This window comes from Bacillus sp. GW823-FHT06B01 (genome assembly GCF_058952315.1).
The window spans coordinates 896,946-921,276 of sequence record NZ_JBXAHR010000003.1 but is presented as its reverse complement, the minus strand read 5'-3'; the positions used below and the strand labels follow the sequence as shown (position 1 = coordinate 921,276).

The window sequence follows — 24,331 nt, the reverse complement described above, 5'->3', positions numbered from 1 at the left end:
TTTATTTGATATTAATTCTTTATATCTATACTATAATGAACTAATGCGAAAATAACAAAGAATTTATAATAATACATATGTCATATAAATAAAAAATGAGGCCACAATTAGCCTCATTTTTCTAATATTGTTAATGACTCACCTGTTTTATAATACCCATTCATCACATCTTCTGGAACCATACTACCGCCAGTTCCCCACACAATATGAGTACCTTTTTTCATCTTCTCTGTTAACTGTCGCTTTTGTAAATACTCATCTTCTGTACATACTTTCACTGATCCTATCATGCCCGCTAACGCAGAAGGCTCTAAATAAATATTTTCCGTATCAGCTAGTTCTTTTAACAATCTATACAACTCTTCATCACTTACTGTGTAATTTCCACTCAAAAATGGCTCCATCGTTTTACCGACAAATCCAGACGGTCTTCCTACCGCCAGTCCGTCCGCGTCTGTTACATTATCAATCCCTATATCTTGAACGGCAATTTTATCATGAAGTCCTGTCATTAAACCGAGTAACATACATGGAGAGTGCGTAGGCTCCGCAAAGAAACAGTGCACGTTGTCTTTATATAATAACTTTAAACCAAATGCGACTCCGCCAGGTCCGCCCCCTACTCCGCACGGAAGGTAAACGAATAAAGGGTGCTCTTCATCTACTACAATCTCTAACTCTTCTAATTGCTTTTGTAAACGCGATGCTGCTACTGCGTATCCTAAAAATAAATCATGTGAGTTTTCATCATCTACAAAATAACAGCTAGGATCTGCATCTGCTTGCTGACGCCCCTCTTCTACTGCTTTACTATAATCAGCTTCATATTCAATAACGTTTACACCTTTACTTCTTAATAAATCTTTTTTCCATTCTTTTGCGTCTGCTGACATATGAACAGTTACGTTAAAACCTAGTTTCGCACTCATAATCCCAATGCTTAATCCTAAGTTTCCTGTTGAACCTACCGCAATTGAGTATTTGGCAAAAAACTCTCTACATGTATCACTATCTAAAATGGAATAATCATCTTCTTCTGTTAACATACCATGCTGCAAAGCTAATTGTTCAGCATGTTTCAACACTTCATAAATCCCGCCTCTAGCTTTAATGGATCCTGATATCGGAAGCGCGCTATCACATTTTAATAGTAATTCACCTAATATAGGTTTCCCATAATTTTTCTCTAAAGACTGTTTCATAGTAGGTATCTTCACTAAAGGTGATTCTATAATGCCGCCCGTTTCTTTCGTTTCTGGAAAAACTTTCGCAATGTACGGCGCAAAACGCTTTAACCTCTCTTCCGCATCTTTTACATCACCTTCATTCAATGGGGAATCTTTTATTGCCGTTTCATACTTTTCCATGTTCGGATTCACCCAAAACACTTCTTCTGTTGCGATTAATTTATTTAATAGTGGATATTCCTCTTTTAATTTCTCTATTCCCTGCATTTCTCTTCCTCCTCATAACCTTGTGGCTTACGATTCAATAAATTATAATTAAATTAATTTTAATTTAGTTTAACATAAATTATTTACTTTAGTTAATTTTAATTTAATTTATTTAAATATAATTTAATAATTAGTAAGGAGCCTTTCATTATGGAAAATATAGATATTGGTAAAAAGATTGAAAAGCAAAGAAAAGAAAAAGGTTTAACGAGTAAAGAACTAGCAACGATGGCAGGTATTACACCATCTATGTTAAGTCAAATTGAGCGTGGGTCTGCTAACCCTTCTATTCAAACATTAAAAGTACTCGCTAAAGCTCTTGATGTTCCAACATTTAGCTTTTTATTGGAAGATACAAATACAGACGATTTAATTGTACGTTCTCATAAACGAAAAAAAATGATTATCGATAATTTATCATATGAATTGCTATCACCTGATTTTACAGGAAATTTAGCAACAGCAATTATGACTGTTCCACCGAATACAGCTTCATCAGAAAATGTACTAGAACATAAAGGTGAAGAGTTAGCATACGTATTAGACGGGAAAATTACATTACATTTAAATGAAGAAGAATACATATTAGAAACGGGTGATAGCGTAAAAATACCCGCTTATTTAAAACATAAATGGGTAAATCAATTCGAGAAAAATGCAATTGTTTTATTTTCTGTTACTCCGCCGATTTTTTAATACACAATAAAAAAGATAGCCACGTACGGGCACACTCCATACGTGGCTATCTTTTTATTTTTTCGGCATCAACAAAATTCCTAAACTAATAACAAAAAAGCTCATTATTTGCTGTATTGATAAACCAAATAGAACCGAATTTTGTTCACTAACAAGCGAAATAATGATATGAGCAACCCCTTCAATAATTAGAAAAACACTTATATTCTTTCCATTTCCGAGCCTTTCATTTTTCATCCATAACAAGCCGATTATACAAAGGGCGAGGATGATCTCGTATACGAAAATAGGGTGATATAAAAATTTAGATTCATATATTTTCACACCCCAAGGCAATGTCGTTTGTACACCTATTTTGTGGTTGAATAGAAAATAAAAAATAATACTCATACATAGTCCAAAAGGTAATGCGTCAAGTAAAATACGAAGCGAAAATTGTCCCTTTTTACTTTTCCAAACAATGTATATACTCGCAATTACACATCCTGCTATAATATGCTGCATACTTCCTACAGCTAATAGTGCCTGCAATGGCGACCTAAAGGCCCATACTGGATTTAAAATTGCCGGTGCAAATTTCCATACAAATACGATGATAAGAAAAGCATTTGTTACTGCATCCATCATTTTTTCATATGGTACACTTTCGTTCTTCATCTTTCGTTTCATCAACATAAATCCAAATAAACTTCCAATTATAAGAGATACGGGTTGTAACCTCACGATCCACTCCATCAATACAAAATCCCCTCTTTAACTCTCAATTAATTTCTTAAATTTCTCTTCTAATTGATCTGGAGGTAATACGCCTCGTACTTGCTCTACGATAATTCCATCTTTATTAACAAAAAATGTCGTTGGTAACGAAAATACTTTATAATCTAATCCAGCTACTCCGTCCATATCTAGTAAAACAGGAAACTTAAATCCGTGACGATCTGCAAATGCGCTCGCTTCTTGTACTGGATCTCCAATTGTCGCATTTACCGCAAAAATTTCAACATCCTTTTTATATTTATCATACATACGAACTAAGTCAGGTGCCTCCATTTCACATGGGCCACACCATGATGCCCAAAAATTAATAAGGTATGGCTTGCCTTTTGCATCATTTAACGAATACAGCTTCCCGTCTAACCCTTTTAATGTTATGTTTGGCGCTTTAAATCCTACTTGTGGTAATACTTCTGTTTCTTGTAACTCCGCTTGTTTTGCTTTTCTTTCTTTTTCTTCTTTCTTTGTATTATAAAAATTAACCCCGGCCCAAATTAATGCCCCGGCCAGTATAATCGCAATTAGCTTCTTCACTTTTCTTCCTCCTCATTTTTAAAAGCCTGTAAATCCGCCGAATAGACGAATAAAGAATGCGGTAATTTTCGTCATTTGATTTGTATACAATAAAACCCCTGTTACAATCATCATTCCACCGCCAATTTTCATCATGACATTGGCATATGTAACGATCCATTTTACCTTCCCAATAAAGAATGCCATCACAAAAAACGGAACCGCAAACCCAAGAGTATACGCTGTAATATAAAGAAGTGCTTCTTCAGGATTTGTCACCCCAAGCATGAGTACAGCTGAAAATATCGGTCCAACACACGGCGTCCAACCCGCTGCATATGTCATACCGACTAAAATCGAGCGAATATATCCAGTCGATTTACTTCTATACTGTACCTTTTTCTCTGCCATAAGCCACTTAGGCTGAAACAAACCTGTCATAAACAGCCCCATCAAAACAATGAAAATCCCACCAATTTGTTGAATCAATTTTTGGTTAGATGAAAATGTTATTCCAATCCAGCTTACCGATAAGCCTAACGCATAAAATATAACCGAAAATCCGATCATAAAAAATACGGTATGTATGATCGCTGATTTTTGCATCATTCCACGATTTTCTTTTAAATCTTGAATAGACACACCTGTAATATACGATAAATAAGATGGATATAGCGGCAAAGAACATGGTGATATAAATGACAATACCCCTGCCCCAGCTACAAGCCAAATTGTTAAATCTGCTGCATTCATTTTACTCCCCCTAAAGCACTACAATAAGTAGTGTTATTTCTTAAAAAAAGAGGCTATATGCACTCTCCGACAATAAGTACAATCGACATACAGAATAAACCTAATGTTACATATACCGAATTCGTATGTAACGGAATATTGAGCTTAACAACTTTTTCATTTAACACTTGCTCGATTCGTAAATTTATTGCTGTTTTTGCAAATGAAGCTGTCACACATCGATTTTCCATTGTCTTTATTTTAATTAATTTTAATAATGCGCTACCTAACTCGAATTTAGATTTCATTTTTCGCATCGCATACTTATCTGCTGCTAGCTCCTGATACACATGATAGCGCTGCAATAAACCTTTTAATATCGGGATGTACACCATTCCTTCTGCTAATAACGTAAAACAAAATAATTTTAATGGATCTCGATTAGTTTGATGATATTCTTCATGGAAAATAATCGCATCCATTTCTTCATCTGAAAATGTTTGAAGCATGCCTTCTGACATGACAACTTTCGGACGAAATAACCCAATTGTAAATGCTGCAACTTCCGCGGTCGGCAATATATATATTTGTTTTCCTTTTCGAATGGAAGGGATAAGTACTTTTTGTAATTTTTTACTATAGAAAAATTGTCGCCACATTCTTTTGCACACTATGAGTACAGTAAGTAATAGTAATCCAGCAATTATAATACGAATGAGCGATAATTCCTTCATATGTTGTTCTAATTGAAACAAACAAAAATTTGAAAGAAAGAACGCCTTATTTTGAAACAGAAATGGATATGTAACGTAATACACTAACATGCTGAAAAAGAGGGTACTAACCATTACTGCTAACAATACGATTTTACGCATTTGCCCTTTCATTTCATTGATCCTCTTTTTTTAACTGATTCAATTTGTCTTCTAATTTTTTTATTAAAGTTGGATCAACCTGCTCTAACTCATCAAGCATATGATTTACAACTAAATCTCCAAATTCCCCCATCAATTCCTGTGTCATTTTCTTCGTTTGATTGGATAAGAATTCTTCTTTTGTTTGCACAGCACGATATATGCCACTTCTTTTCACAGTCTGTTTTTCTAAGTGGAATTTCTCTACTAACCTGTTCATAACTGTCATGACCGTATTAAAATTCACAGGTGATTCTTCACTTAATTTCTGCTGCACTTCTTTAATCGTAATACCCTCGGTAGACCAGACAATCTCCATAATTTTCGCTTCAAGCGGTCCAAAAAAGTGATTTAATCCTTGCTCATTTAATTTATAGTTTTGAGTAAACATAGTATGGCTCCTTTCACACTACGAATTGTAGTATAAATTAAATGAAAGGTCAAACACGAATGAAATGCACTAAAATCCACTACCTATAAATACGTTCGCCATTCCATTCATTATAATCCTAGCTTCTCTCCAAATGTTTCAAAGAGATACTGCTCTAATATTTGTACATTAAACTTCTCATTACGCCCAAGTGCAAATAATTCCCGATCTTTCGCTACGATAGTATCTAATGGAATAACGACATTATCCACTATTTTTGTAATTTCAATGATGTTACTTTTGACATTTACCTCTGTTTTAAATTCAATATTTTCTAATACGATATGTGAACGTCTTCCTGATGTAAAGAAAGTAAAGTTAGGATTTTTCACAACGCCAATTTCAGCCTCTAACGCATATAAATAGTGAAAAATTATATCTCTATGTCCATCTTTTATTATTTTTTCATCCTTCTCATCATCTAAGTATTCTTTCACTTTCGTTGCAAACTCAAATCGAAAATCCATTTTTTCACGCTCCCTCTATTCATTCTATATTAAATAAATATATTAAAATAACTTTACCATATTACGGTACAAGTTCCTATTAAAAGTAAAAAGCACTTTTAATATCCCTATTATTTCTAATTCTTTTTTAATTCAATATTAATTACTGCGTCGTTATATCAATTTAAACATATTTTTCCTATATTTTGAAACAATAGTACGAAATATTATATATCAATAAATTGTTTCTAATTCATTTTTCTATATAGTTCTCACTACCTTTACTATTCCGATATACTGAAACTATATTTTCTACTTATTCATTACATGAGAGAAGGAATGTTACTCTCTTCTATCGAATTTTTATATAACAAAAATGATTAGGTGGTGCTTTACTATGAAATTAGCTGTCATTGGTGGCGGTGATTTACAAGATTCAAATCACTCGCCTATTAATGAGCGACTTATAGAATTAACAAATAAACAGTATCCAAAAGTATTATTCATTCCTACAGCTAGTCATGATGATGAAAGCTATATAAAGCTATTTTTAGACACGTTCGAAAAACAATTACACTGTGAAGTACAAATTTTACGTACTATAGCTGATACACCTTCTAAATATGAAATAGACGAAATGATTCAGTCTGCTGATTTAATTTATCTCGGTGGCGGGAACTATATTCAAATGGTTACAGAATGGAAAGAACTTAAACTCGATGAAAAATTACTATTGGCTCTGCAACAAGGAACACTCATTGCGGGCAATAGCGCTGGTGCTATGTGTTGGTTCACATCTAGTATCCGATCAGATTATGAAGGTTCTGGTTATATAGAGTGTAACGGTTGGGGGATTGTTAACAAAAGGTTTTGTCCACATTATAATCAATTAAATAGAATGAACGCCTTCCATTCCTTTTTACAAAATCATCAAGGTAATATAGAAGGAATTGCACTAGAGGATAATTGCGCTTTATATATTACAGAAGAATCTTTTGAAATTATCGGTGAACCTGAAAAAGCGTGGGAGTTTTATATGAGCGATAACAAGCTCATTAGACAACATTTTGATATCACTTTAAAAAGCTATTTGTAAACATACACTTACAAAAAAATGTCCCTAAGTATAATAGCTTAGGGACATTTGCATGATTTAACTCACTAGTCGTGTAATTCGTTTCTTCTGCCATGAAAGCTTATAATATGCATACTGTAATATTAAGCTGACAATAAATGCTGCTGGGTACCCAATCCATATCCCTTCTATGCCAAGACTTGTATGGTAAGAAAGGTAATATGCTACAGGTACTTCAACAAGCCAAATTGATACAACTCCGATAACAGTTGGCCATAATACTGTACCACTCGCTCGCATTGTCGCACTAATAATTTGCGCATGCCCGAAAATTAAATAACTCCATAACGTAATCATAACTAGGCTATGAGCAATTTCAATTGTAGTTTGACTCGTTAAAAATAGTGATAGAATGTCTCTTGAGAACAAGTAAATAAGAGATATTAGCACACCACCGATGACGTAGTTCATAATAATTCCGGCCTTCACAACTTTCTGCAATCTATCAAATTGATTCGCACCAATTGATTGTGCTGCAAAAATGGAAACTGTAATACCAAGGCTAACTGCTGGCATTTGTACATAACTTGCAACCTGGTTCACAACGCCATAAGCTGCTGTTGCATCCGAACCATAACGATTCACAAACGCGATTACCGCAATTTCAGATAATGAAACTAATATCATATTAATACTCGCTGGAATTCCGAGTCGTAACAATAGCTTCAATAACTCCCTATCCATGCGAAGATATTTCCTTACCGTACTATCTAATTGTAGTGGGTGATTTTTCTTCTTTAAATACACCAACATGACAATAAACGTAATAACTGTAGATATAACAGAAGCATAGGCCGCTCCATACACATCTAATTTCGGAGCTCCTAACCATCCAAAAATAAGAATTGGTAATAAGATCATATTTAGCGCTGTACTTACAATTAAAAAGTAAAATGGCGTTTTAGAATCTCCTGTACCTCTCATAAATGTTGTGTATGCAAAATATAAAAATAATACTGGCATCGATATAAATAAAATACGTGCATAATGAACACTTATATCAATAATATTTTCTGGCGTTCCCATTAGGCGCATAATATCCATCGCAAAAATACTACCTATTATCGCCAACACAACTCCAATAATAAATGTAAATGTCAGTGTCGTACCAACGATAGCTTTTAAACGATCTTCGTTTTTAGCACCAAACGCCTGACCAATTAAAATAGAACTCCCTGAACCAATACCAATTACAAATGAAACGAGTAAGAAAAATAGTGGAAAGAATGCTGATATAGCCGCTAAATCATTAACGCCAAGCCATCTTCCTACTACTACCATACCGAATAATTGTCCAATCGATTGTAATACATTACTTAATAGTAACGGTACTAAAAACATGGACATCGATTTCCAAATCGGTTTACTCTCACTTTCTAACTTATGTGACTCCGCACCTTCTTTATTATTATCTGTAGGTGGTTTCAAATTTCATTTCTCCTTTTATTAAAAATCTGTTTTTCAACTTCTATTTCTTTGTATAGTTGTTATAATAATGTGCCTCTATTTATTTTCTTTTCCATATTATCATAACTTTACCCAATATTGGCTTCCATCTGCTGTTCTATCTAAAAACCCATATTCGATTAAATACCTTCTTAAAGTTACAAAATCCGGGTATACTCTTTCTATGATAGTATTTACTTCTTTTTCAGTGTACTTTTTATTACTATCAAACTTCGTCACTAAATGGCGTAATATAATTAATTTACGCTTTTGCTTTTTCGGAAATGTAGAAAGCGGTCCATCTAATCCTTCTGTAAAATGCGCTTTTAATACTTCATCATTTTCTTCTTCCGTAATATTGTAGCGATCATCTACCATCGTTGCGGTTCTATGAATGGGTACAAATTTCGTTTGTACTTTTGATTTTTCTTCTGACAGTTCCATTAATGCTAAAAATACTTTCGCTTGCTTCATTTTCTCTCGAAGTGTAAATCGATGATTACGAATGGTTGATGTACTTCCGCCATCCATCTCTTTTACAATCTCTTTATCATTCAGCCCCATATGGAAAAACTGAACCATTTTCTTTTGCAAATCCGTTAAACCCGTATACTTTTTATCAAGGTTTAATAAATAATCAAACATAGACGTATGTTCATTTTGCACATGCAATTGCACAAACTTCTCTGCTTCATACAAAACTTGATTATCTTGATAAATAACCCCCTTAATAAACGCTTCTCCACAAGCTAAACAAATATACTCCTCTGCTTCCGCTTCAAATACATACCCTTTCTTCAATTCTTCTACCGAAGCATCCCAAAACTTCTCTGAAATATCACTCATACTAAACACTCCTTTAAAATGTTTATCTAAAAACAGACATTTCCCAATAACGTTTACTATCTCTTCATCATCTTAACATACAGTAAATAAACATTTCAACATTCCGTTTACCCATTTTACAAACTTTTATAAAAAACGTCTACTAAATAATTTTATAAAAAGACTTAAAGTAACAAAAAAGCGAATGTATTTAATACACAAATGAAGATAGGATGTGAAACAAAACATGACTATTCTGCAAGATCCTTTGTTTACTGTTAATCAAATTTACGGTTCACATCATACTCTTGGTCTCCCGCCTACTATACTGAAAGAACTAAAATACGCTATTCAATATTTGAGTGATAACAACCTCATTCAACACGGCACTGGTACTTACTCATTCCAAAACTTCAGTATTCAATTTTAACTACAAAAAAGGTATTTCCGTATACGGAAATACCTTCTACCCATTATATATTCTATTTATAACCTCGACTAAAGCTTTACTTACCTGTACGAATATATGCTTTCGGTTTCCATCCTCAACAAATTTATTAGCACAACTACCCATAATCATCATACAACTAATTATGACTAATGCTAACTTTCTATTTTTGCAAGTCACTTTATACCTCTCCACTATTACAAAATTCCATTTAAATTTATCCCATCAGGAAATTTTACATGAATAATAAAACGTGTGAATATGCAATTATGCATACATACACGTTTTATTACGATGTTGTGATTTAATTTAGTTAGCGTACACGTAAACCGAGGTGACTAACTTGAAATTCAAAGCGAAAAAAAATCCATTTCACGTCATTTTTATTACATTATTTATCATTATTTTTTTCGTTTCGCTATTCTTCCAAAATGAAAATTCTATTTTTTTCACTCTCATGATGCTGTTAAATATCGTGAATCTTTCTTCATTCTATTTCTCTCACTACAACGTAACGAAATCCTCTCTTGTTGTAAAACATGGTTTTGTATTTCATACTGAAATTCCATTTGAAGATATTCGTCACGTTACATACTCTGGCCAAACACTTCGCTCTGAAAAGTGGACTAGGCAGCAATTAGAAATCCATTACAATTTATTTGATTCTGTGACAACTTTCGTACCTCAAGAAGAAGAAAAGTTCATTTCACTCTTAAAAGAAAACTGTCCACAAATGAAAGTATTGAACATGCCTGCTAACAAATAATATATTTTGGCACTTGTAGTAATACAAATGGAGGTCATAAAAATAAATATCAAAAAAGCCAAGATTCTAAAGAATCTTGGCTTTTTTATTACTCTTTCGGAGCAATCATTTTTTTCGGATCGACAATTTCATTAAATTGTTCTTCTGTTAGTAGTCCAGATTGCAGTGCTGCTTCTTTTAGCGTTAACCCTTCTTTATGAGCATGCTTCGCAATTTTCGCTGCATTTTCATATCCGATATGCGGGTTTAATGCCGTAACGAGCATTAAGGAACGATTCACATTCTCTTTAATTACTTCTTCATCTGCTTCAATACCAACTGCACAATTATCATTAAATGAAACAATTGCATCCGCTAATAGATGAGCAGATTGTAAGAAGTTATATGCAATAACAGGTTTAAATACATTTAATTCAAAATTACCTTGGCTCGCTGCAAATCCGATTGTTGCGTCATTTCCCATTACTTGCGCTACAACCATCGTTAACGCTTCACTTTGCGTTGGATTTACTTTACCTGGCATAATAGAGCTTCCTGGCTCATTTGCCGGAATAATAATTTCTCCTAGACCACTACGCGGACCACTTGCCAGCCAGCGCACATCGTTAGCGATCTTCATTAAATCAGCTGCTAATGCTTTTAATGCACCATGCGTATATACAACTTCATCATGGCTCGTTAATGCGTGGAACTTATTTGGTGCAGAAATAAATTGCTTACCTGTAAATTGGCTAATTTCCTCTGACACCATCTCACCAAATTTAGGATGAGCATTAATACCTGTTCCAACTGCAGTACCACCAATTGCAAGCTCTTTCATATATGTATTGCTCTCAGCAATCATACGCTCTGTTTTTTCAAGCATACGGTGCCATCCGCTAATTTCTTGCCCTAATGTTAACGGTGTTGCATCTTGTAAGTGTGTACGACCAATTTTTATAATATGTTCAAATGCAGTTACTTTTTCTGCTAACGTTTCTTTTAATTTCGTAATTGCTGGTAATACGTGATTTTCCACTGCAATTACACATGCTACATGAAGCGCCGTTGGGAATGTATCATTTGAACTTTGAGACATGTTCACATCATCATTCGGATGAATATGTACGTCAGATTCCTTCTCTTTCAAAATTTGATTCCCTCGATTTGCAATTACTTCATTCACATTCATGTTTGACTGTGTACCGCTACCAGTTTGCCATACGACAAGTGGAAAATGTTCATTCCATTTCCCTGCAATCACTTCGTCAGCTGCTGCCACAATTGCTTCTGCTTTTTCTTCTGATAGCTTTCCTAATTTTTGATTACTAAGTGCTGCACTTTTCTTTAAAATGGCAAATGCTTTTACAATCTCAAGCGGCATTTGCTCTGTTCCAATTGGGAAGTTTTCTTTACTACGTTGCGTTTGTGCTGCCCATAATTTATCAGCTGGAACTTTTATTTCTCCTATTGTATCTCTTTCAATTCTGTACTCCATTTTTTCATCCCCTTGAAAATAAAATACCTACATTTCTCATTTTAACAGAATTTCACCCAAATGATAAGGATTCTCACTCGTATATATAAAAAAATACCTCCTGCCATCGCAGAAGGTATTTTTTTATGATGCTTGCTTTCCTTTTTCAACGTCATCTACATACCAAATGAATTTGCCTGTGTATCCGTAAATAACTGCTAAAATTAATGATACAAAGCTTAACCACATAAACGGAACGTATGAGAACGTTGCTACACCTAAAATACCAGCCATAAAAATACCATTATCCGACCACGGAACCATACCAGAAGTTAACGTTCCACCTACTTCTGAGTTACGCGCTAATACACGTCGGTCTATTTTTAATTTATCATAGCTATCTTCCATAATTTTCGGTGTTAAAATTAATGATACGTACATTGCACAACCAAATATATTAGCTAAGAATGCCACGATTAATGTAGACAATGTTACATTACCTGCAGAATTTAATTTCTTCTCAAATTTTGATACAATCACTTTTAAAACACCCAGTTTTTCAAGTAATCCACCAAATCCTAAACCGAAAATAATAACGGCTACTGAGCCAAGCATACCGTTAATTCCACCACGGTTTAATAACTTGTCAACAAACTCAACACCTGATTGAATTGAAAATCCGTTATACGCTGTTCCAATCGCCTCTCCAAAGTTCATTCCTTGGAAAAGAGTTGCCCAAATTGCACCAATTAAAGCTCCCATTGCAATTGTTGGCATAGAAGGTTTCTTCATCGCTAATAAAGCGATAACAATGACTGCCGGAACAAGCATCCATATTTTAATATCAAATTCCTTTAATAAAGCTTCTTTTAAAAACTCTACTCGATTCAAATCTACATTATCGCCGCCATACATCCAACCAGCTACAGTAAACATAATGCTAGTAATAATGTAAGCCGGAACATCTAATACGAGCATAGCTCGAACGTGAGCAATAACGTCTACTTTCGCCATAGAAGCTGCAAGAACTGTGCTATCAGAAAGTGGTGATAATTTGTCGCCGAAATAAGCTCCTGAAAGAACTGCACCAGCAACAAGCGGAAGTGGTAAGCCAAGTCCTTCACCAATCGCCATCATAGCAATACCTGCTGTTCCAACTGTTCCCCATGATGTTCCTGTCGCAATAGAAGTTATCGAACAAATAATTAATGTTGCTAATAGGAATATGCTAGGGTGAATAAACTCTAATCCATAATAGATTAATGTTGGTACAACGCCACCAGCAATCCAAGTTCCAATTAAAGCACCTACCGCAACTAAAATCAGTATTGCTTCTAATCCGTTAGAAATCCCTTTCGTAATTGCATCTTGCAATTCTTGATAACGAAATCCTAATCTTAATCCAAGCGCAATTACTAAAAACCATGAAATAAATAGCGCTAATTGAATTGGGAGATCAAAAATCGTTTGGAAGGAAAAGACAACAGCAAGAAATAGTAATAAAAGAACTATGATTTCTAGCATCGATGGTAATCTTACACTTTTCATTTTTTTCTCTCCTTACAAGTCGATAACATGACGTATGTCGTCTTACATGTATGTAATATACAATTAGCGAAGACAAAACAAAATTTTCATATTATTTCGATTTATTTTTCCAGTATAATATACGGACACCTTTTCTATTGTAAAAGTAGATGCTACTTTTCGCAATGGAAAATATAAAAAATGTTACATTTTTTATATTTAACAATCAAAGAGTAACTTTTTTAATATTTGCCACCATAAAACTTTTTACCATTATCCTCACCGTTTTAAGGAGTATCATTATTCCCCACAAAAAAAGCACACATCATTCAAATGATGCATGCTCCACTTTTATTTATACATATTTTGTATTTCTTCTTTATTTTTAAGTATTTCCACAAACTTCTCGCTACAACCTTTCGGAAATAACACTCCAAGCCCATATGAATGCTCAAACTGAAAATGAGGATACTTCGCTTTAACCTCATCCCAAAATTTATACACGCCGAAGTTTCGATCTTTCACCTCAATATCATGAAATAATACGATACCGTTATTCGCAAGTTTCGGTAACCATGTTTTATAGTCATGAGAAACTGCTTCATACGTATGATAGCCATCAATATGCAACAAATTTATCGTTCCATCTTGAAACTGATCCACGGCCTCATCAAAAGTAGACCGAATTAAATTCCCTATTTGAGGATAACTCGTGCTCACGAATTTACTCACTATTTGAAAAACACCTTCCCCATATGGACCTGTGTGCTCATCTCCTGCCCAAGTATCTACAGCAAAGCATTTTGTAGATAACCCTTCATCTTTTACCCCTTGGCAAAAACTGAAAAAAGAAGCTCCTAAATGTGTACCTAACTCAACTAATATTTCTGGCTTTTCAAATCTTACTAAATCATAAGCGAAGTTTAAATGTCCCACCCAAGCAGAATTCATACGAATATATGGACTATATTGATCAAATTCAAATGTTGGTTTATGAGTAACCCAGCTCATCACATTTCTCCTTCTACACATATTTTTAACAAACCAAATTACTCTTATCTTTATTTTTTTATCATTGTAATTATGATTTTATTTCATAAAAAGATGAAGAATGAACTCTTTCTCATTGAGGTAAAGCATCGTATACATATGGATCTGTAGGCGTATTAATTTTCTCTACTTTGCTTACTTTTACAAGTGGAAATAGTGTTCCTTTATATTTCGTTTCATCTAACAAACCTGTTATTTTCACCCATGTTTCCTCCGGGAGCTTTTTTACGTTTTCTCCTGTAACAATCATCCCCCAGACTGATGCATCCGCAATACAACAAGTTATGCCGTATCTCGCCACTACCACTTTATCACCCGTCACATCCTGATCATTATATATAAACCCTGAGAATGTAATTTCTTTCCCTTTAAACCCATTTACATCTTGGCCAATCGCATTCATTGTCTGTACATAATCCTTATCTTCTACTTGTATTTTACGCTGCTCTAACATCCTTTTTGCTAATTGCTCTTCCACTTGATCAGTCACTTTTAAATTTGATGTTTCATCTTGTTCTTTCCAATCAGAATTTACCTGTATTCCCTCTTTTTCGTTCTTTTCTATACTTCTCGCCTGTACACTTTGATTCATACCCCTTTTTCCTGCTAAACTTCCGTCAATTGTTACACCTCCAAATAGAAAAGCACTAATAATTGGAACAACAAATAAAACATATACAAAGTATCTTTTCAGCCCTAATTTTAATTCCCTATGATGCACACAACAATTACAATCACCTTGTTCCTCTCTCTCATCTCCCCAAACTTGTAATGAACCAAGAAGTAAAATTACTACAAAAGCGATATACGTAAATTTAATCATTTTTGGAGCGATAAAATGATAAATATTCCCTGTTACAAGTAGTTTAAATAAGAGCATTGCTAAACCAATTAAAATAATGCCACGAATATAGCGATGATAGGCCTTCTGTTCCTTTTTATCCACTATTTCTCACCTCCTATAACGTTGTAATTTGCACGATTGTGTACACTGATAAAATAATAATTCCAATCAAAAAGAATACAAATTTCTTTTGAAAATACGCAAATAGCATTAACGTATTTTTCATATCAAGCATGGGTCCAAATACAAGAAATGCGAGAAGTGCTTTTACAGAGAAAACATGTCCAAAAGATGCCGCTATAAATGCATCGGCTGCTGAGCAAATTGATAAAACATAACCCAATCCCATCATAATAATTGGAGAAATCACTTCATTATGCGCCACTGTATCAAGTACATTTCGATCAAAAAATGTTTGAAATACGCTCGCAAAAAAAGCACCAATCAGCAAATATTTACCCGTATCAAAAAACTCATCTACAGTGTGATTCACAACATTCCTCCAGCCCCTTTTTTCCTTTTCCTGAACCGGATCCTCTATGTCTTTTAAAATATTTTTTCCACGATAAAAATAATACACAATTAGCCCTACTAATAGCGCCGCACAAATTGTTATTCCAAAGCGTGCATATACAACTACAGCATTTTTTTGAAATGCATATACGGTAGATAAAAGAACAATTGGATTCATAATAGGTGCACTCAGTAAAATTACAATTCCTACATGAAGTGGAAGTCCTTTTTGAATAAGTCTTCTCACAATTGGTATAATGACACATTCACACATCGGAAAAATGATTCCGACAAATACTGCCGGAATCATTGCAACAATCTGTGATTTCGGCAGTACTTTTTGAATCATATCTTCTGTCACAAACACTTGAATGAGAGAAGATACAATTACCCCTAATAAAATAAAAGGGATTGCTTCAAATATAATACTTAAAAACACCGTATTTACATTCAGCCATTCTTTTGGCATACTTTTATGCAAATTTGCTAAACTTGTGAAATCTACGAAAAATAATAAAAAAAGAAAAATAGCAATAAGGGCTATTCCTATTAATTCTTTTGAAGCTCTATTAAAAACCAACTTTATCCCCCCACTTTATTCATATTAGACCGTATACTTGTCCAAATGCCCTACACTACTACAGCACAAATTTTATAGTCTATTCCTATTCTTAAATCGTAATCATTATGATTTATTATTGATTTTTTCTTTTTTATCACTTAATATAAAACGTAATAATTACGATTTAAAGGAGAGATTATTTCATGAAAAAGATACCTATCACTGTACTAAGTGGCTTTCTAGGAGCTGGAAAAACAACTCTACTGCATCATATTTTGACTAATAAGAGCAACTTAAAAGTGGCTGTTATCGTTAACGATATGAGCGAAATAAACATTGATGCATCCCTTATAAAAAAAGGTGGGTTTTCACGTACGGAAGAGAAATTAGTAGAAATTCAAAATGGTTGTATTTGCTGTACACTACGAGAAGATTTAATGATAGAAGTGAATCGGCTTGTTGAAAACGGTGATATTGACTATATAATTATTGAATCTTCAGGTATAAGTGAGCCTATTCCAGTCGCCCAAACATTTACTTATACTGACGAAGTACTTCATATCGATTTAACGAAAAATTGTCGCCTCGATACGATGGTTACAGTTGTAGATGCAAATAGATTTTGGGATGATTTTGCAAATGGGGAAAGTTTATTAGACCGTAAACAGGCTATCGATGAAAATGATACGCGGGAAGTTATTGATTTACTAATAGACCAAATTGAGTTTGCAAATGTCATTATTCTTAATAAAATTGAGTTACTAGAAAAAGAAGATGTGATAGAACTTCATCATTTACTAAAAAAATTAAACCCTGGTGCAAAAATTATCGAATCTTCATTTAGCCACGTACCATTGCAAGAAATTTTAAATACAAATTTATTCGATTATGAGGAAGCCAGTCAATCAGCGGGCTGGATGCAAGAATTAAATAGTGAGCATCATACACCCGAAACAGAAGAATATGGTATCAATTCCTTTGTGTACCGTCGTAAATCCCCTTTCCATCCTGAACGTCTTATGAATTGGCTAGAAAAATGGCCTGTAGATGTTGTAAGAGCGAAAGGCTTTTTCTGGCTCGCATCTCGTAATAATATGATAGGGCTTCTATCTCAAGCAGGTTCCTCTATTACAATTCAAGGAGCCGGTGAATGGATAGCAGCGTTACCTGAAAATGAAAGAAATCAAATGATTACAGAAGAACCCGAAGTATTGAAAAACTGGGACGAGCGATATGGAGATCGAATAACTGAGCTCGTATTTATCGGCATTGATATGAATCGTTCTTTAATTGAACAATCATTAAATGATTGTCTATTAACAGAAAAAGAAATGGAACAAAACTGGAATACATTTGTTGATCCTATTCCGGCGTTTACTTATACTCCATAAACATCAATAAAGTGAGACTTTAATCAGCCCCCACCAATCGGACTTTAATGGGCAGCCCGACCCCCACCTAACTTCTTTGCTTTCGCTGAATTTTGAGGTGGGGGTCTTACTGCCCATTAAAGCGGGATAAAAAGGCTTCATTAAAAATGAAGCCTTTTTTACTTTATCATACTCCTATTCGCCAAACTTTCTTTCATGTGAATAACATTTTAGGATTCAGTTTTAATTTTCAGTTTATTATTATCCTTTTCTGTGATATATTGCATATTGTATTCAATATATATTTTTAGAAAGGAAGATATAAAATCATATGGATCCAAATCGTTTAAAAGGAATCATTATGGTTGTAATTGGTGCTTGTTTATGGGGATTGTCCGGAACAGCTGCACAACAACTTTTTCAATATGAAAATGTTTCTACTGAATGGTTAGTTACAATTCGATTGCTTATATCTGGCGTTATCTTGCTCCTTATTTCCTCATTCGGAACGAGAAAAAAAGAAATATTCGGCATATGGAAACAAAAATCTGATGCTACTAAAATGATATTGTTTGGCCTATTCGGTATGCTTGCTGTACAGTACACGTACTTCGCTTCTATTAAAGAAGGGAACGCTGCCGTCGCAACATTATTGCAATATTTAGCTCCTATATTTATTACTGTATACTTACTTTTCAAATGGAACGTTCGGCCATCAAAAATTGATTTCATTTCTATTACCCTTTCATTAGTAGGCACTTTTCTCTTACTAACAAATGGGTCTGTTCATAACTTAGCTGTTTCTACACCGGCTATTATTTGGGGTATTTTATCTGGGTTATCTCTTGCTTTTTATAGTTTATATTCCAAGGAATTACTAGAAAGCTGGTCTTCCTCTGTTATCGTTGGATGGGGCATGATTATTGGGGGTATTGGCGTTACGATTCTACACTTTATTTCTACAAACGAATTCATTTTATTATCGACTATGAAATATGTAAAACTAAGTACCCTACCGCTCATCACATTTGTCGTTATTTTCGGAACACTGATTGCATTTTATTTATACTTAGACAGCATACGATACCTGACTCCGAAAGAAACGACATTATTCGGTTGTACTGAACCACTCGCAGCTATTATTTCTTCTGTACTTATATTACACGTACCCTTTCAATCTTTTCAGTTATTAGGGGCTTTTTGTGTCATTGTAATGGTGCTCATCTTAAGCCAAAAACCGGATGAAGGGAAACAGGAATTAAAGTTTGTTCATGAGAAAAAAGAAAATATACAATGAAAGGATTGAATTCACTATGCCTATCCCTCAAAATTATAAAAAACAAGGAAGAGTTTCGGCAAAATCACTCGTTTTAAATCAACTACAAGATTGGATTATTGAAGGTGTACTGCAGCCTGATGAAAAAATTAATGATGGGGAGTTGGCTGAAGCACTAGGAGTAAGCAGAACACCTGTAAGAGAAGCACTTCAAATATTGGAGCTTTCTGGATTAGTGGAAATGGTACCTGGGCAAAAAACAAAAATTGCTCCTATTAAGTTAGACGACATTCCTATCATTTATGAAACGATGGCTGGTCTTCACTCTATTATAGGAAAGCAAGCACTTCAAAACATTACAGACGCTGATCTGAAACTACTTTCTGAAATAAATGCTGATTTTCAGCGCTCTATAGAGAAGAAAAACGCAAAACAAGCTTTAAAACTAGATATACAATTTCACAATACAATTTCTTCTATTGCTAAAAACCAATATATTGAACCCTTTCTAGAAAATATGCAACTTCACGTTTTACGCCTTGAATATTTGTTTTTCCAAAACTTTGTTCCAGCAAGTCAATCTATTGAAGAACATCACTCTATCATTCAAGCATTGCAAAAGCAGGACGAAAAACAAATGGAACAAATGATGTCTCAAAACTGGCTCCGTCCAATGAAAGAAATATCAAAAATAATTTCTACGAAATAATAATAGAGCTGGTTACACAAAATCGTAACCAGCTCACCTTTTACTAATCTATATAGTTATGCCTGAATATCTGCATATTCTTCCATATCTTCGTACTCTTTTTCCAATTCCTCTAAAGACAGCTCGTATAATTGTCGGTCGCGAATTTTAAACACACCTGCTCCAATTAACTCATCAATTAAATGCCTCTTACGATTTTCAACAGCAAAACGGAGTTGACTACTCATCTTTTAAAAAACTCCTTTCCACAATCATTGAAAACGATAATCTTTATCAATTACCATTTTTGATTATAAAAGATGACTCTTTATAAGTAAAGTAATTTCATGAAATATTTACCTTACAAAGTATTTGTGGCCACATTATATATATGTATGCCGTGCGAAAAATGTTATGACACATTTTCTTATCCTTTTTCTTTCATACTTTGCAAGTTGTCTCACTATGATTAAATTCACCATCTATTTCTACTTGAATAGTGACATGTTCTACATGAAACTTCTCCTTTAATACATCCGTAGCCTCTTTTAATACATTTTGCGTTTCATCACCTTTAATAATCAAATGGCAAGTTAATACTTGAAAATCAGATGTGACAGACCATATGTGCAAATCATGAACTTCTTTTACAACCGTAATATTTAATAATGTACTTTTTACCTCTTCAACATTTATGTGCTGGGGTGCACCTTCCATTAATATATGGACCGTATCACGTGTTACACGCCATCCGCTAATAATGACTAAAATAGACACAAGAATACTAGCAATCGCATCAGCAACAGTCCATCCGAAAAATTTAATAAATAGCGCTGCAATAATCGCTCCGACTGATCCTAATAGATCGCCTAATACGTGTAAGAAAGCACTTCTTAAATTCAAATTCCCCTTCACATCTCCGCCTCTCATTAATATCCAAGCTGATAAAATATTAATAAGCAGACCAAGTACAGCAATAATGAGCATCCCATTACTAGCAATCTCAACTGGCTCTTTAAAACGGCGAATTGCTTCAATAAAAATGTATACTGAAATGACAATAAGAACGACACCGTTACATAATGCCGCTAACATTTCGACTCGCTTATACCCATATGTTTTCGCAGTTGTTGCTGTTTTTTCTCCGAGCTTGAACGCAAGTAAACTTAACGCTAACGATACTGCATCACTTAACATATGCCCCGCGTCAGATAATAGTGCTAAGCTATTTGTTACAAATCCCCCAATAACTTCAGCAATCATAAAACTTGTCGTTAATACGAAAGCGATTAGTAACGCTTTTTTATTGTTAGAATGACCATGATCATGTGAATGTCCCATACGAATGCTCCTTTAAGTGCAATATCTGTATGTTAGTATGAAACAAACTCCCCCTCTTTATCCCCCATTAACTGCCCATAAACGTCCGCTTCCTTCTACCTACACACTTCGTTATTTTTCAAACAAGTCCTTTTTCTCAACAAAAAATAAGACTACTTCTTTTTCAGCTTCATATTGTTTACTAATGAAAGAATTTTTAAGGAGGTTATGAAAATGAAACGTTTATTTCTCTGTATGGAACGTGAACTTGTTGTAGTGAAAGAACAATATGGTCACTTTGAAACAGCGTATCACTTACAAAACATGCAACCTACTTGTATCGCAGTTGATCCATTCCAAAATAATCGTATATATTGCGGAACATTTGGACGAGGTTTATGGTTAAGCGACGATGGCGGTGATTCGTGGAAACCGATTGGAGATTCATATCGTTACTTTGATTTCCCTAGAGAAGATGGTATTTTACACTCTTCGATAACTTCCATTACGATAAGTCCTAATGAACAAGTTAACGGCTATGGCGTCGTTTATGTCGGCACAGAACCGAGCGCTTTATTCCGTTCTGAAAATGGTGGTGAAACGTGGACTGAACTTAAAAATATGAAATCATTATTATCTTCTTATACGTGGGCTTTTCCGCCTAGACCTTTTACCCATCATGTACGCTGGATTACAGTTGATCCAAACAATCCGAATACAATCCATGTTTCAATTGAAGCTGGTGCTGTTATTCAAAGTAATGATAGAGGGCATACTTGGATTGATAAAAAATTCGGTGCTCCTATCGATGCACATCAATTGCTTATGCACCCTGAAGCTCCAAATCGCCTTTATGCATCATGTGGTGACGGATTTATGGGCGGACCTGATCGTGCATACCTTGAAAGTTATAACAGTGGAAACAGCTGGATATCATGCAGTGAAGGACTTGAACATCATTATTTATACAGCATGGCTATTGATCCAGCTGATTGCAATACAATTCTCGTTTCTGCCGCACCAAGTGCTGACCTCGCCCATCACCATATTCCTTATGAATCTTATATTTATCGTAAAACGAAAGATACTCCTTTCGAGCAATTGCAGCAAGGTCTACCATCTGCAATTGGTACAGTCATTTCAATGTTTGCTACAAATCCAGCAGAACCACATACGTTTTACACTTTAAATAACAACGGCGCCTTTCAATCCAAAGATAGCGGCGAATCGTGGGAACAATTAAACATTCCGTGGAAAGATGAGTATAAAACGCAGCATCCACATGCATTACTCGTTACTAGTTCTTAACGAAAAAAAGACTGCCTAATTGTTTTAGGCAGTCTCTCTTTTATTTCTTTAAATCAATTACGATATCATCTAACGCAATACCCTTATTGCCTCCCAATCTTCGAGGCACAAAACGCTCCTTTACTTCTCCTCCAACTATTGTTACCGAGCCATAATTTTCAGGAGTGTGAATTCTTAAATTAACGTAAGGCGTTATTATTAACTTAGTCGCATTCTCATTAAGTTGTTGGAATGTTTCACTCCAATTAAAATTATAAGGATCTTCACCTGAGCCTCCATTTCCTTCTCCATAATACTGATTACCTATATCATCTCTCACTTTTAAATCAACATCCACTCCATCCCATACACCTCTTATTTCTTGATCTACTTCTTGGTTGTAATATAGAATAAACGACATGGGTGTTATTTCCATTCTCTCCATATTAACTTTTACACCATCTTTTTCTGCACTACCTCTAATCAATTTCTCTTTATTTTCTATTCCTTTTAGATTAATATTAAAATTCCAATCTCCTTTTATCTCTTCTTCTGTTTCTAAAATGTTTATACTTTGTATACTCCATTCAACATTCACTGTAGTTCCTTTATTACTAATTAGATCACTACTTGTTTTTATTAAACCTTTATATTGCCTATCAGCGACCTTAATAATTTCATTGCTTCCTGATTGGGCACCTGCTCCTTTAATAGTTAAAAAATCCAACGTACTTGGATTTTTTCCTAAATCTCTGTTACTTTCTATAGAATAGTTTATTGATACTGTCTTACCATCGAAAATCGCATTATTAATCGTTATCTTAATTCCATTTCTTTCTTTTGTCATATTTAGTACTGTGGCGTATTGTTGATAATTATTATGAAGCCCCGTTTTCTTCTCTGCGTTCGCTTTATAATTTTCATATAACCCTGTTCTACCATTATCTAAAAATCGGAATATATCACCTACAATTGGCAATCCCCCTGCATATGTAGGAAATCCAATACCAAGCGTTGCAACTGATAACCCTACTAAAATAGATGCGGCAGCGACACCTTTTTTCCAACTTTTCATCTTTTTCTTCGTACGTATCGATTGTTTTACATTTCGTTTTACTTTTTCTTTTTCAATTTCAGAAGCCTCAATTTCCTCAAGTTCTCTTTCATCTATATCAATATCATTTAATAGTTCGTAAATGTCTTTCATATGGCACTACCTCCAAAACTAATATTCGTAGCATTTTGTTGTAGTTTCTTTTTCCCACGGTATACACGATTATCGATCGCTGCCCGAGTTAACCCTAACTTATCTCCTATTTCTTCTGTCTTCATACCGAGAAGATATTTCATAATGAACACCTTTTGATCTAACGGTTCTAATTGATTAATAAGCTTCAATAACTCTTCCCTATCTTCCATAACGATTAATTCATCTTCAGCTGACTTTTCCGTACTAATATGAAACTCATCTGAAATAATTTCTACTTTTCTAGTCGCTTTCCGGTAATAATCAATCGCTTTAAATTTCGCAATCGCCGCTATCCATTTTTTAAAGTCACTCGGCTCTCCATGAAATTTATTTGCGTTATTCCAAATGGAAAGAAATATATCGTTTACACATTCCTCTATGAGTCCATCATTTTGAACTGGAAGGAGAACTTTGTGCGTTATTCCTTTTATGAGTGGTAAGTATGTATCGACAACAAATTCTAGCGCATCTTCTTTTTGTCGTTGTAATCTTTTTATAAAATTTTTCTCATTTGATTTCATGTAGCGATTCCCCTTATTTTTTTGTAAAAGCTTTTACACCCTATATAACGTCTTACAAAATATTTTCTCTCATCTTTTTTATTTTTTGT

25 protein-coding genes and 1 pseudogene are annotated in these 24,331 nt (G+C 34.3%); 8 read left to right on the top strand and 18 right to left on the bottom strand.

What is annotated here, in order from left to right:
• Window positions 1-113: 113 nt before the first annotated feature.
• On the bottom strand, window positions 114-1,454 hold the full coding sequence (dsdA, locus tag AC1Q8N_RS18020) for a D-serine ammonia-lyase (RefSeq protein WP_098080222.1): 1,341 nt from the start codon (window positions 1,452-1,454) through the stop codon (window positions 114-116).
• A gap of 150 nt (window positions 1,455-1,604) precedes the next feature.
• Here dsdA and AC1Q8N_RS18015 point away from each other — a divergent pair, with 150 nt between their 5' ends.
• Window positions 1,605-2,150 (top strand): helix-turn-helix domain-containing protein, encoded by a 546-nt coding sequence (locus AC1Q8N_RS18015; protein ID WP_000427657.1) that lies wholly within the window; start codon window positions 1,605-1,607, stop codon window positions 2,148-2,150.
• A gap of 54 nt (window positions 2,151-2,204) precedes the next feature.
• Here the strand turns inward: AC1Q8N_RS18015 and AC1Q8N_RS18010 are convergent, their stop codons facing one another.
• From AC1Q8N_RS18010 to AC1Q8N_RS17985, 6 genes are all read right to left on the bottom strand, one after another.
• Entirely contained in the window at window positions 2,205-2,885 is a 681-nt protein-coding gene (locus AC1Q8N_RS18010; protein WP_141497535.1) for a prolipoprotein diacylglyceryl transferase family protein, read from the bottom strand.
• 18 nt (window positions 2,886-2,903) lie between these two features.
• Complete coding sequence (locus AC1Q8N_RS18005) at window positions 2,904-3,458, bottom strand: TlpA family protein disulfide reductase (RefSeq protein ID WP_000733169.1); 555 nt, start codon at window positions 3,456-3,458, stop codon at window positions 2,904-2,906.
• 18 nt (window positions 3,459-3,476) lie between these two features.
• Complete coding sequence (gene ccdA / locus AC1Q8N_RS18000) at window positions 3,477-4,190, bottom strand: cytochrome c-type biogenesis protein CcdA (protein WP_098080220.1); 714 nt, start codon at window positions 4,188-4,190, stop codon at window positions 3,477-3,479.
• 53 nt (window positions 4,191-4,243) lie between these two features.
• Entirely contained in the window at window positions 4,244-5,056 is an 813-nt protein-coding gene (locus AC1Q8N_RS17995) for a M56 family metallopeptidase (RefSeq protein WP_098642853.1), read from the bottom strand.
• 1 nt (window position 5,057) lies between these two features.
• A complete protein-coding gene (locus AC1Q8N_RS17990) occupies window positions 5,058-5,474 on the bottom strand; it encodes a BlaI/MecI/CopY family transcriptional regulator (RefSeq protein ID WP_048543337.1) in 417 nt (138 codons plus the stop codon).
• 110 nt (window positions 5,475-5,584) lie between these two features.
• Complete coding sequence (locus AC1Q8N_RS17985) at window positions 5,585-5,980, bottom strand: DUF3942 family protein (protein WP_098047439.1); 396 nt, start codon at window positions 5,978-5,980, stop codon at window positions 5,585-5,587.
• 376 nt (window positions 5,981-6,356) lie between these two features.
• Between AC1Q8N_RS17985 and AC1Q8N_RS17980 the strand changes: the two genes are divergently transcribed.
• Complete coding sequence (locus AC1Q8N_RS17980; RefSeq protein WP_048543339.1) at window positions 6,357-7,055, top strand: peptidase E; 699 nt, start codon at window positions 6,357-6,359, stop codon at window positions 7,053-7,055.
• Window positions 7,056-7,112: 57 nt separating this feature from the next.
• Here the strand turns inward: AC1Q8N_RS17980 and AC1Q8N_RS17975 are convergent, their stop codons facing one another.
• Together AC1Q8N_RS17975 and AC1Q8N_RS17970 are read right to left on the bottom strand one after the other, a co-directional pair.
• Complete coding sequence (locus AC1Q8N_RS17975; protein ID WP_000804152.1) at window positions 7,113-8,522, bottom strand: MATE family efflux transporter; 1,410 nt, start codon at window positions 8,520-8,522, stop codon at window positions 7,113-7,115.
• Between the two features lie 99 nt (window positions 8,523-8,621).
• Entirely contained in the window at window positions 8,622-9,386 is a 765-nt protein-coding gene (locus AC1Q8N_RS17970) for a DUF2087 domain-containing protein (RefSeq protein ID WP_064470811.1), read from the bottom strand.
• A gap of 256 nt (window positions 9,387-9,642) precedes the next feature.
• On the opposite strand from AC1Q8N_RS17970, the pseudogene AC1Q8N_RS17965 reads away from it, so the two are divergent.
• Both AC1Q8N_RS17965 and AC1Q8N_RS17960 read left to right on the top strand, forming a co-directional pair.
• A pseudogene (locus AC1Q8N_RS17965) lies at window positions 9,643-9,795 on the top strand (MBL fold metallo-hydrolase); the annotation flags it as partial.
• Between the two features lie 361 nt (window positions 9,796-10,156).
• Window positions 10,157-10,579 (top strand): PH domain-containing protein, encoded by a 423-nt coding sequence (locus AC1Q8N_RS17960; protein WP_098080215.1) that lies wholly within the window; start codon window positions 10,157-10,159, stop codon window positions 10,577-10,579.
• Between the two features lie 88 nt (window positions 10,580-10,667).
• Here AC1Q8N_RS17960 and fumC read toward each other — a convergent pair whose 3' ends face one another.
• From fumC to AC1Q8N_RS17935, 5 genes are all read right to left on the bottom strand, one after another.
• On the bottom strand, window positions 10,668-12,056 hold the full coding sequence (gene fumC / locus AC1Q8N_RS17955) for a class II fumarate hydratase (protein WP_046959025.1): 1,389 nt from the start codon (window positions 12,054-12,056) through the stop codon (window positions 10,668-10,670).
• Between the two features lie 123 nt (window positions 12,057-12,179).
• A complete protein-coding gene (nhaC, locus tag AC1Q8N_RS17950) occupies window positions 12,180-13,583 on the bottom strand; it encodes a Na+/H+ antiporter NhaC (protein WP_000843982.1) in 1,404 nt (467 codons plus the stop codon).
• Window positions 13,584-13,913: 330 nt separating this feature from the next.
• Window positions 13,914-14,573 carry a class I SAM-dependent methyltransferase gene (locus AC1Q8N_RS17945; protein WP_048543345.1) on the bottom strand — a complete coding sequence of 220 codons (660 nt, stop codon included), beginning with the start codon at window positions 14,571-14,573 and terminating at the stop codon, window positions 13,914-13,916.
• Between the two features lie 112 nt (window positions 14,574-14,685).
• Window positions 14,686-15,558, bottom strand: a complete 873-nt coding sequence (locus AC1Q8N_RS17940) for a TIGR03943 family putative permease subunit (protein WP_048543346.1) — start codon at window positions 15,556-15,558, stop codon at window positions 14,686-14,688.
• Between the two features lie 13 nt (window positions 15,559-15,571).
• The gene (locus AC1Q8N_RS17935; protein WP_098222393.1) at window positions 15,572-16,549 is read right to left on the bottom strand and encodes a permease; all 978 of its coding nucleotides are present in this window, start codon (window positions 16,547-16,549) and stop codon (window positions 15,572-15,574) included.
• A 185-nt stretch (window positions 16,550-16,734) separates the two neighbouring features.
• On the opposite strand from AC1Q8N_RS17935, the gene AC1Q8N_RS17930 reads away from it, so the two are divergent.
• The 3 genes from AC1Q8N_RS17930 (at window position 16,735) to AC1Q8N_RS17920 (ending at window position 19,886) form a co-directional block, all read left to right on the top strand.
• Window positions 16,735-17,922, top strand: a complete 1,188-nt coding sequence (locus AC1Q8N_RS17930; protein WP_098080212.1) for a GTP-binding protein — start codon at window positions 16,735-16,737, stop codon at window positions 17,920-17,922.
• Between the two features lie 310 nt (window positions 17,923-18,232).
• Entirely contained in the window at window positions 18,233-19,198 is a 966-nt protein-coding gene (locus AC1Q8N_RS17925; protein WP_098047433.1) for a DMT family transporter, read from the top strand.
• Between the two features lie 16 nt (window positions 19,199-19,214).
• Window positions 19,215-19,886 (top strand): GntR family transcriptional regulator, encoded by a 672-nt coding sequence (locus AC1Q8N_RS17920; RefSeq protein ID WP_046959020.1) that lies wholly within the window; start codon window positions 19,215-19,217, stop codon window positions 19,884-19,886.
• 56 nt (window positions 19,887-19,942) lie between these two features.
• Here the strand turns inward: AC1Q8N_RS17920 and fbpA are convergent, their stop codons facing one another.
• Together fbpA and AC1Q8N_RS17910 are read right to left on the bottom strand one after the other, a co-directional pair.
• Window positions 19,943-20,113 (bottom strand): Fur-regulated basic protein FbpA, encoded by a 171-nt coding sequence (fbpA, locus tag AC1Q8N_RS17915; protein WP_000098304.1) that lies wholly within the window; start codon window positions 20,111-20,113, stop codon window positions 19,943-19,945.
• Window positions 20,114-20,306: 193 nt separating this feature from the next.
• The gene (locus AC1Q8N_RS17910; protein WP_097917572.1) at window positions 20,307-21,206 is read right to left on the bottom strand and encodes a cation diffusion facilitator family transporter; all 900 of its coding nucleotides are present in this window, start codon (window positions 21,204-21,206) and stop codon (window positions 20,307-20,309) included.
• Between the two features lie 213 nt (window positions 21,207-21,419).
• Here AC1Q8N_RS17910 and AC1Q8N_RS17905 point away from each other — a divergent pair, with 213 nt between their 5' ends.
• The gene (locus AC1Q8N_RS17905; protein ID WP_098642854.1) at window positions 21,420-22,493 is read left to right on the top strand and encodes a WD40/YVTN/BNR-like repeat-containing protein; all 1,074 of its coding nucleotides are present in this window, start codon (window positions 21,420-21,422) and stop codon (window positions 22,491-22,493) included.
• Between the two features lie 40 nt (window positions 22,494-22,533).
• On the opposite strand, the gene AC1Q8N_RS17900 is transcribed toward AC1Q8N_RS17905, so the two are convergent.
• Entirely contained in the window at window positions 22,534-23,679 is a 1,146-nt protein-coding gene (locus AC1Q8N_RS17900) for a DUF4179 domain-containing protein (RefSeq protein ID WP_098642855.1), read from the bottom strand.
• Window positions 23,676-24,242, bottom strand: coding sequence for a sigma-70 family RNA polymerase sigma factor (locus AC1Q8N_RS17895; RefSeq protein WP_000840022.1), 567 nt, complete (start codon window positions 24,240-24,242; stop codon window positions 23,676-23,678). The genes AC1Q8N_RS17900 and AC1Q8N_RS17895 overlap by 4 nt, the downstream gene beginning before the upstream one ends.
• Window positions 24,243-24,331 lie beyond the last annotated feature (89 nt).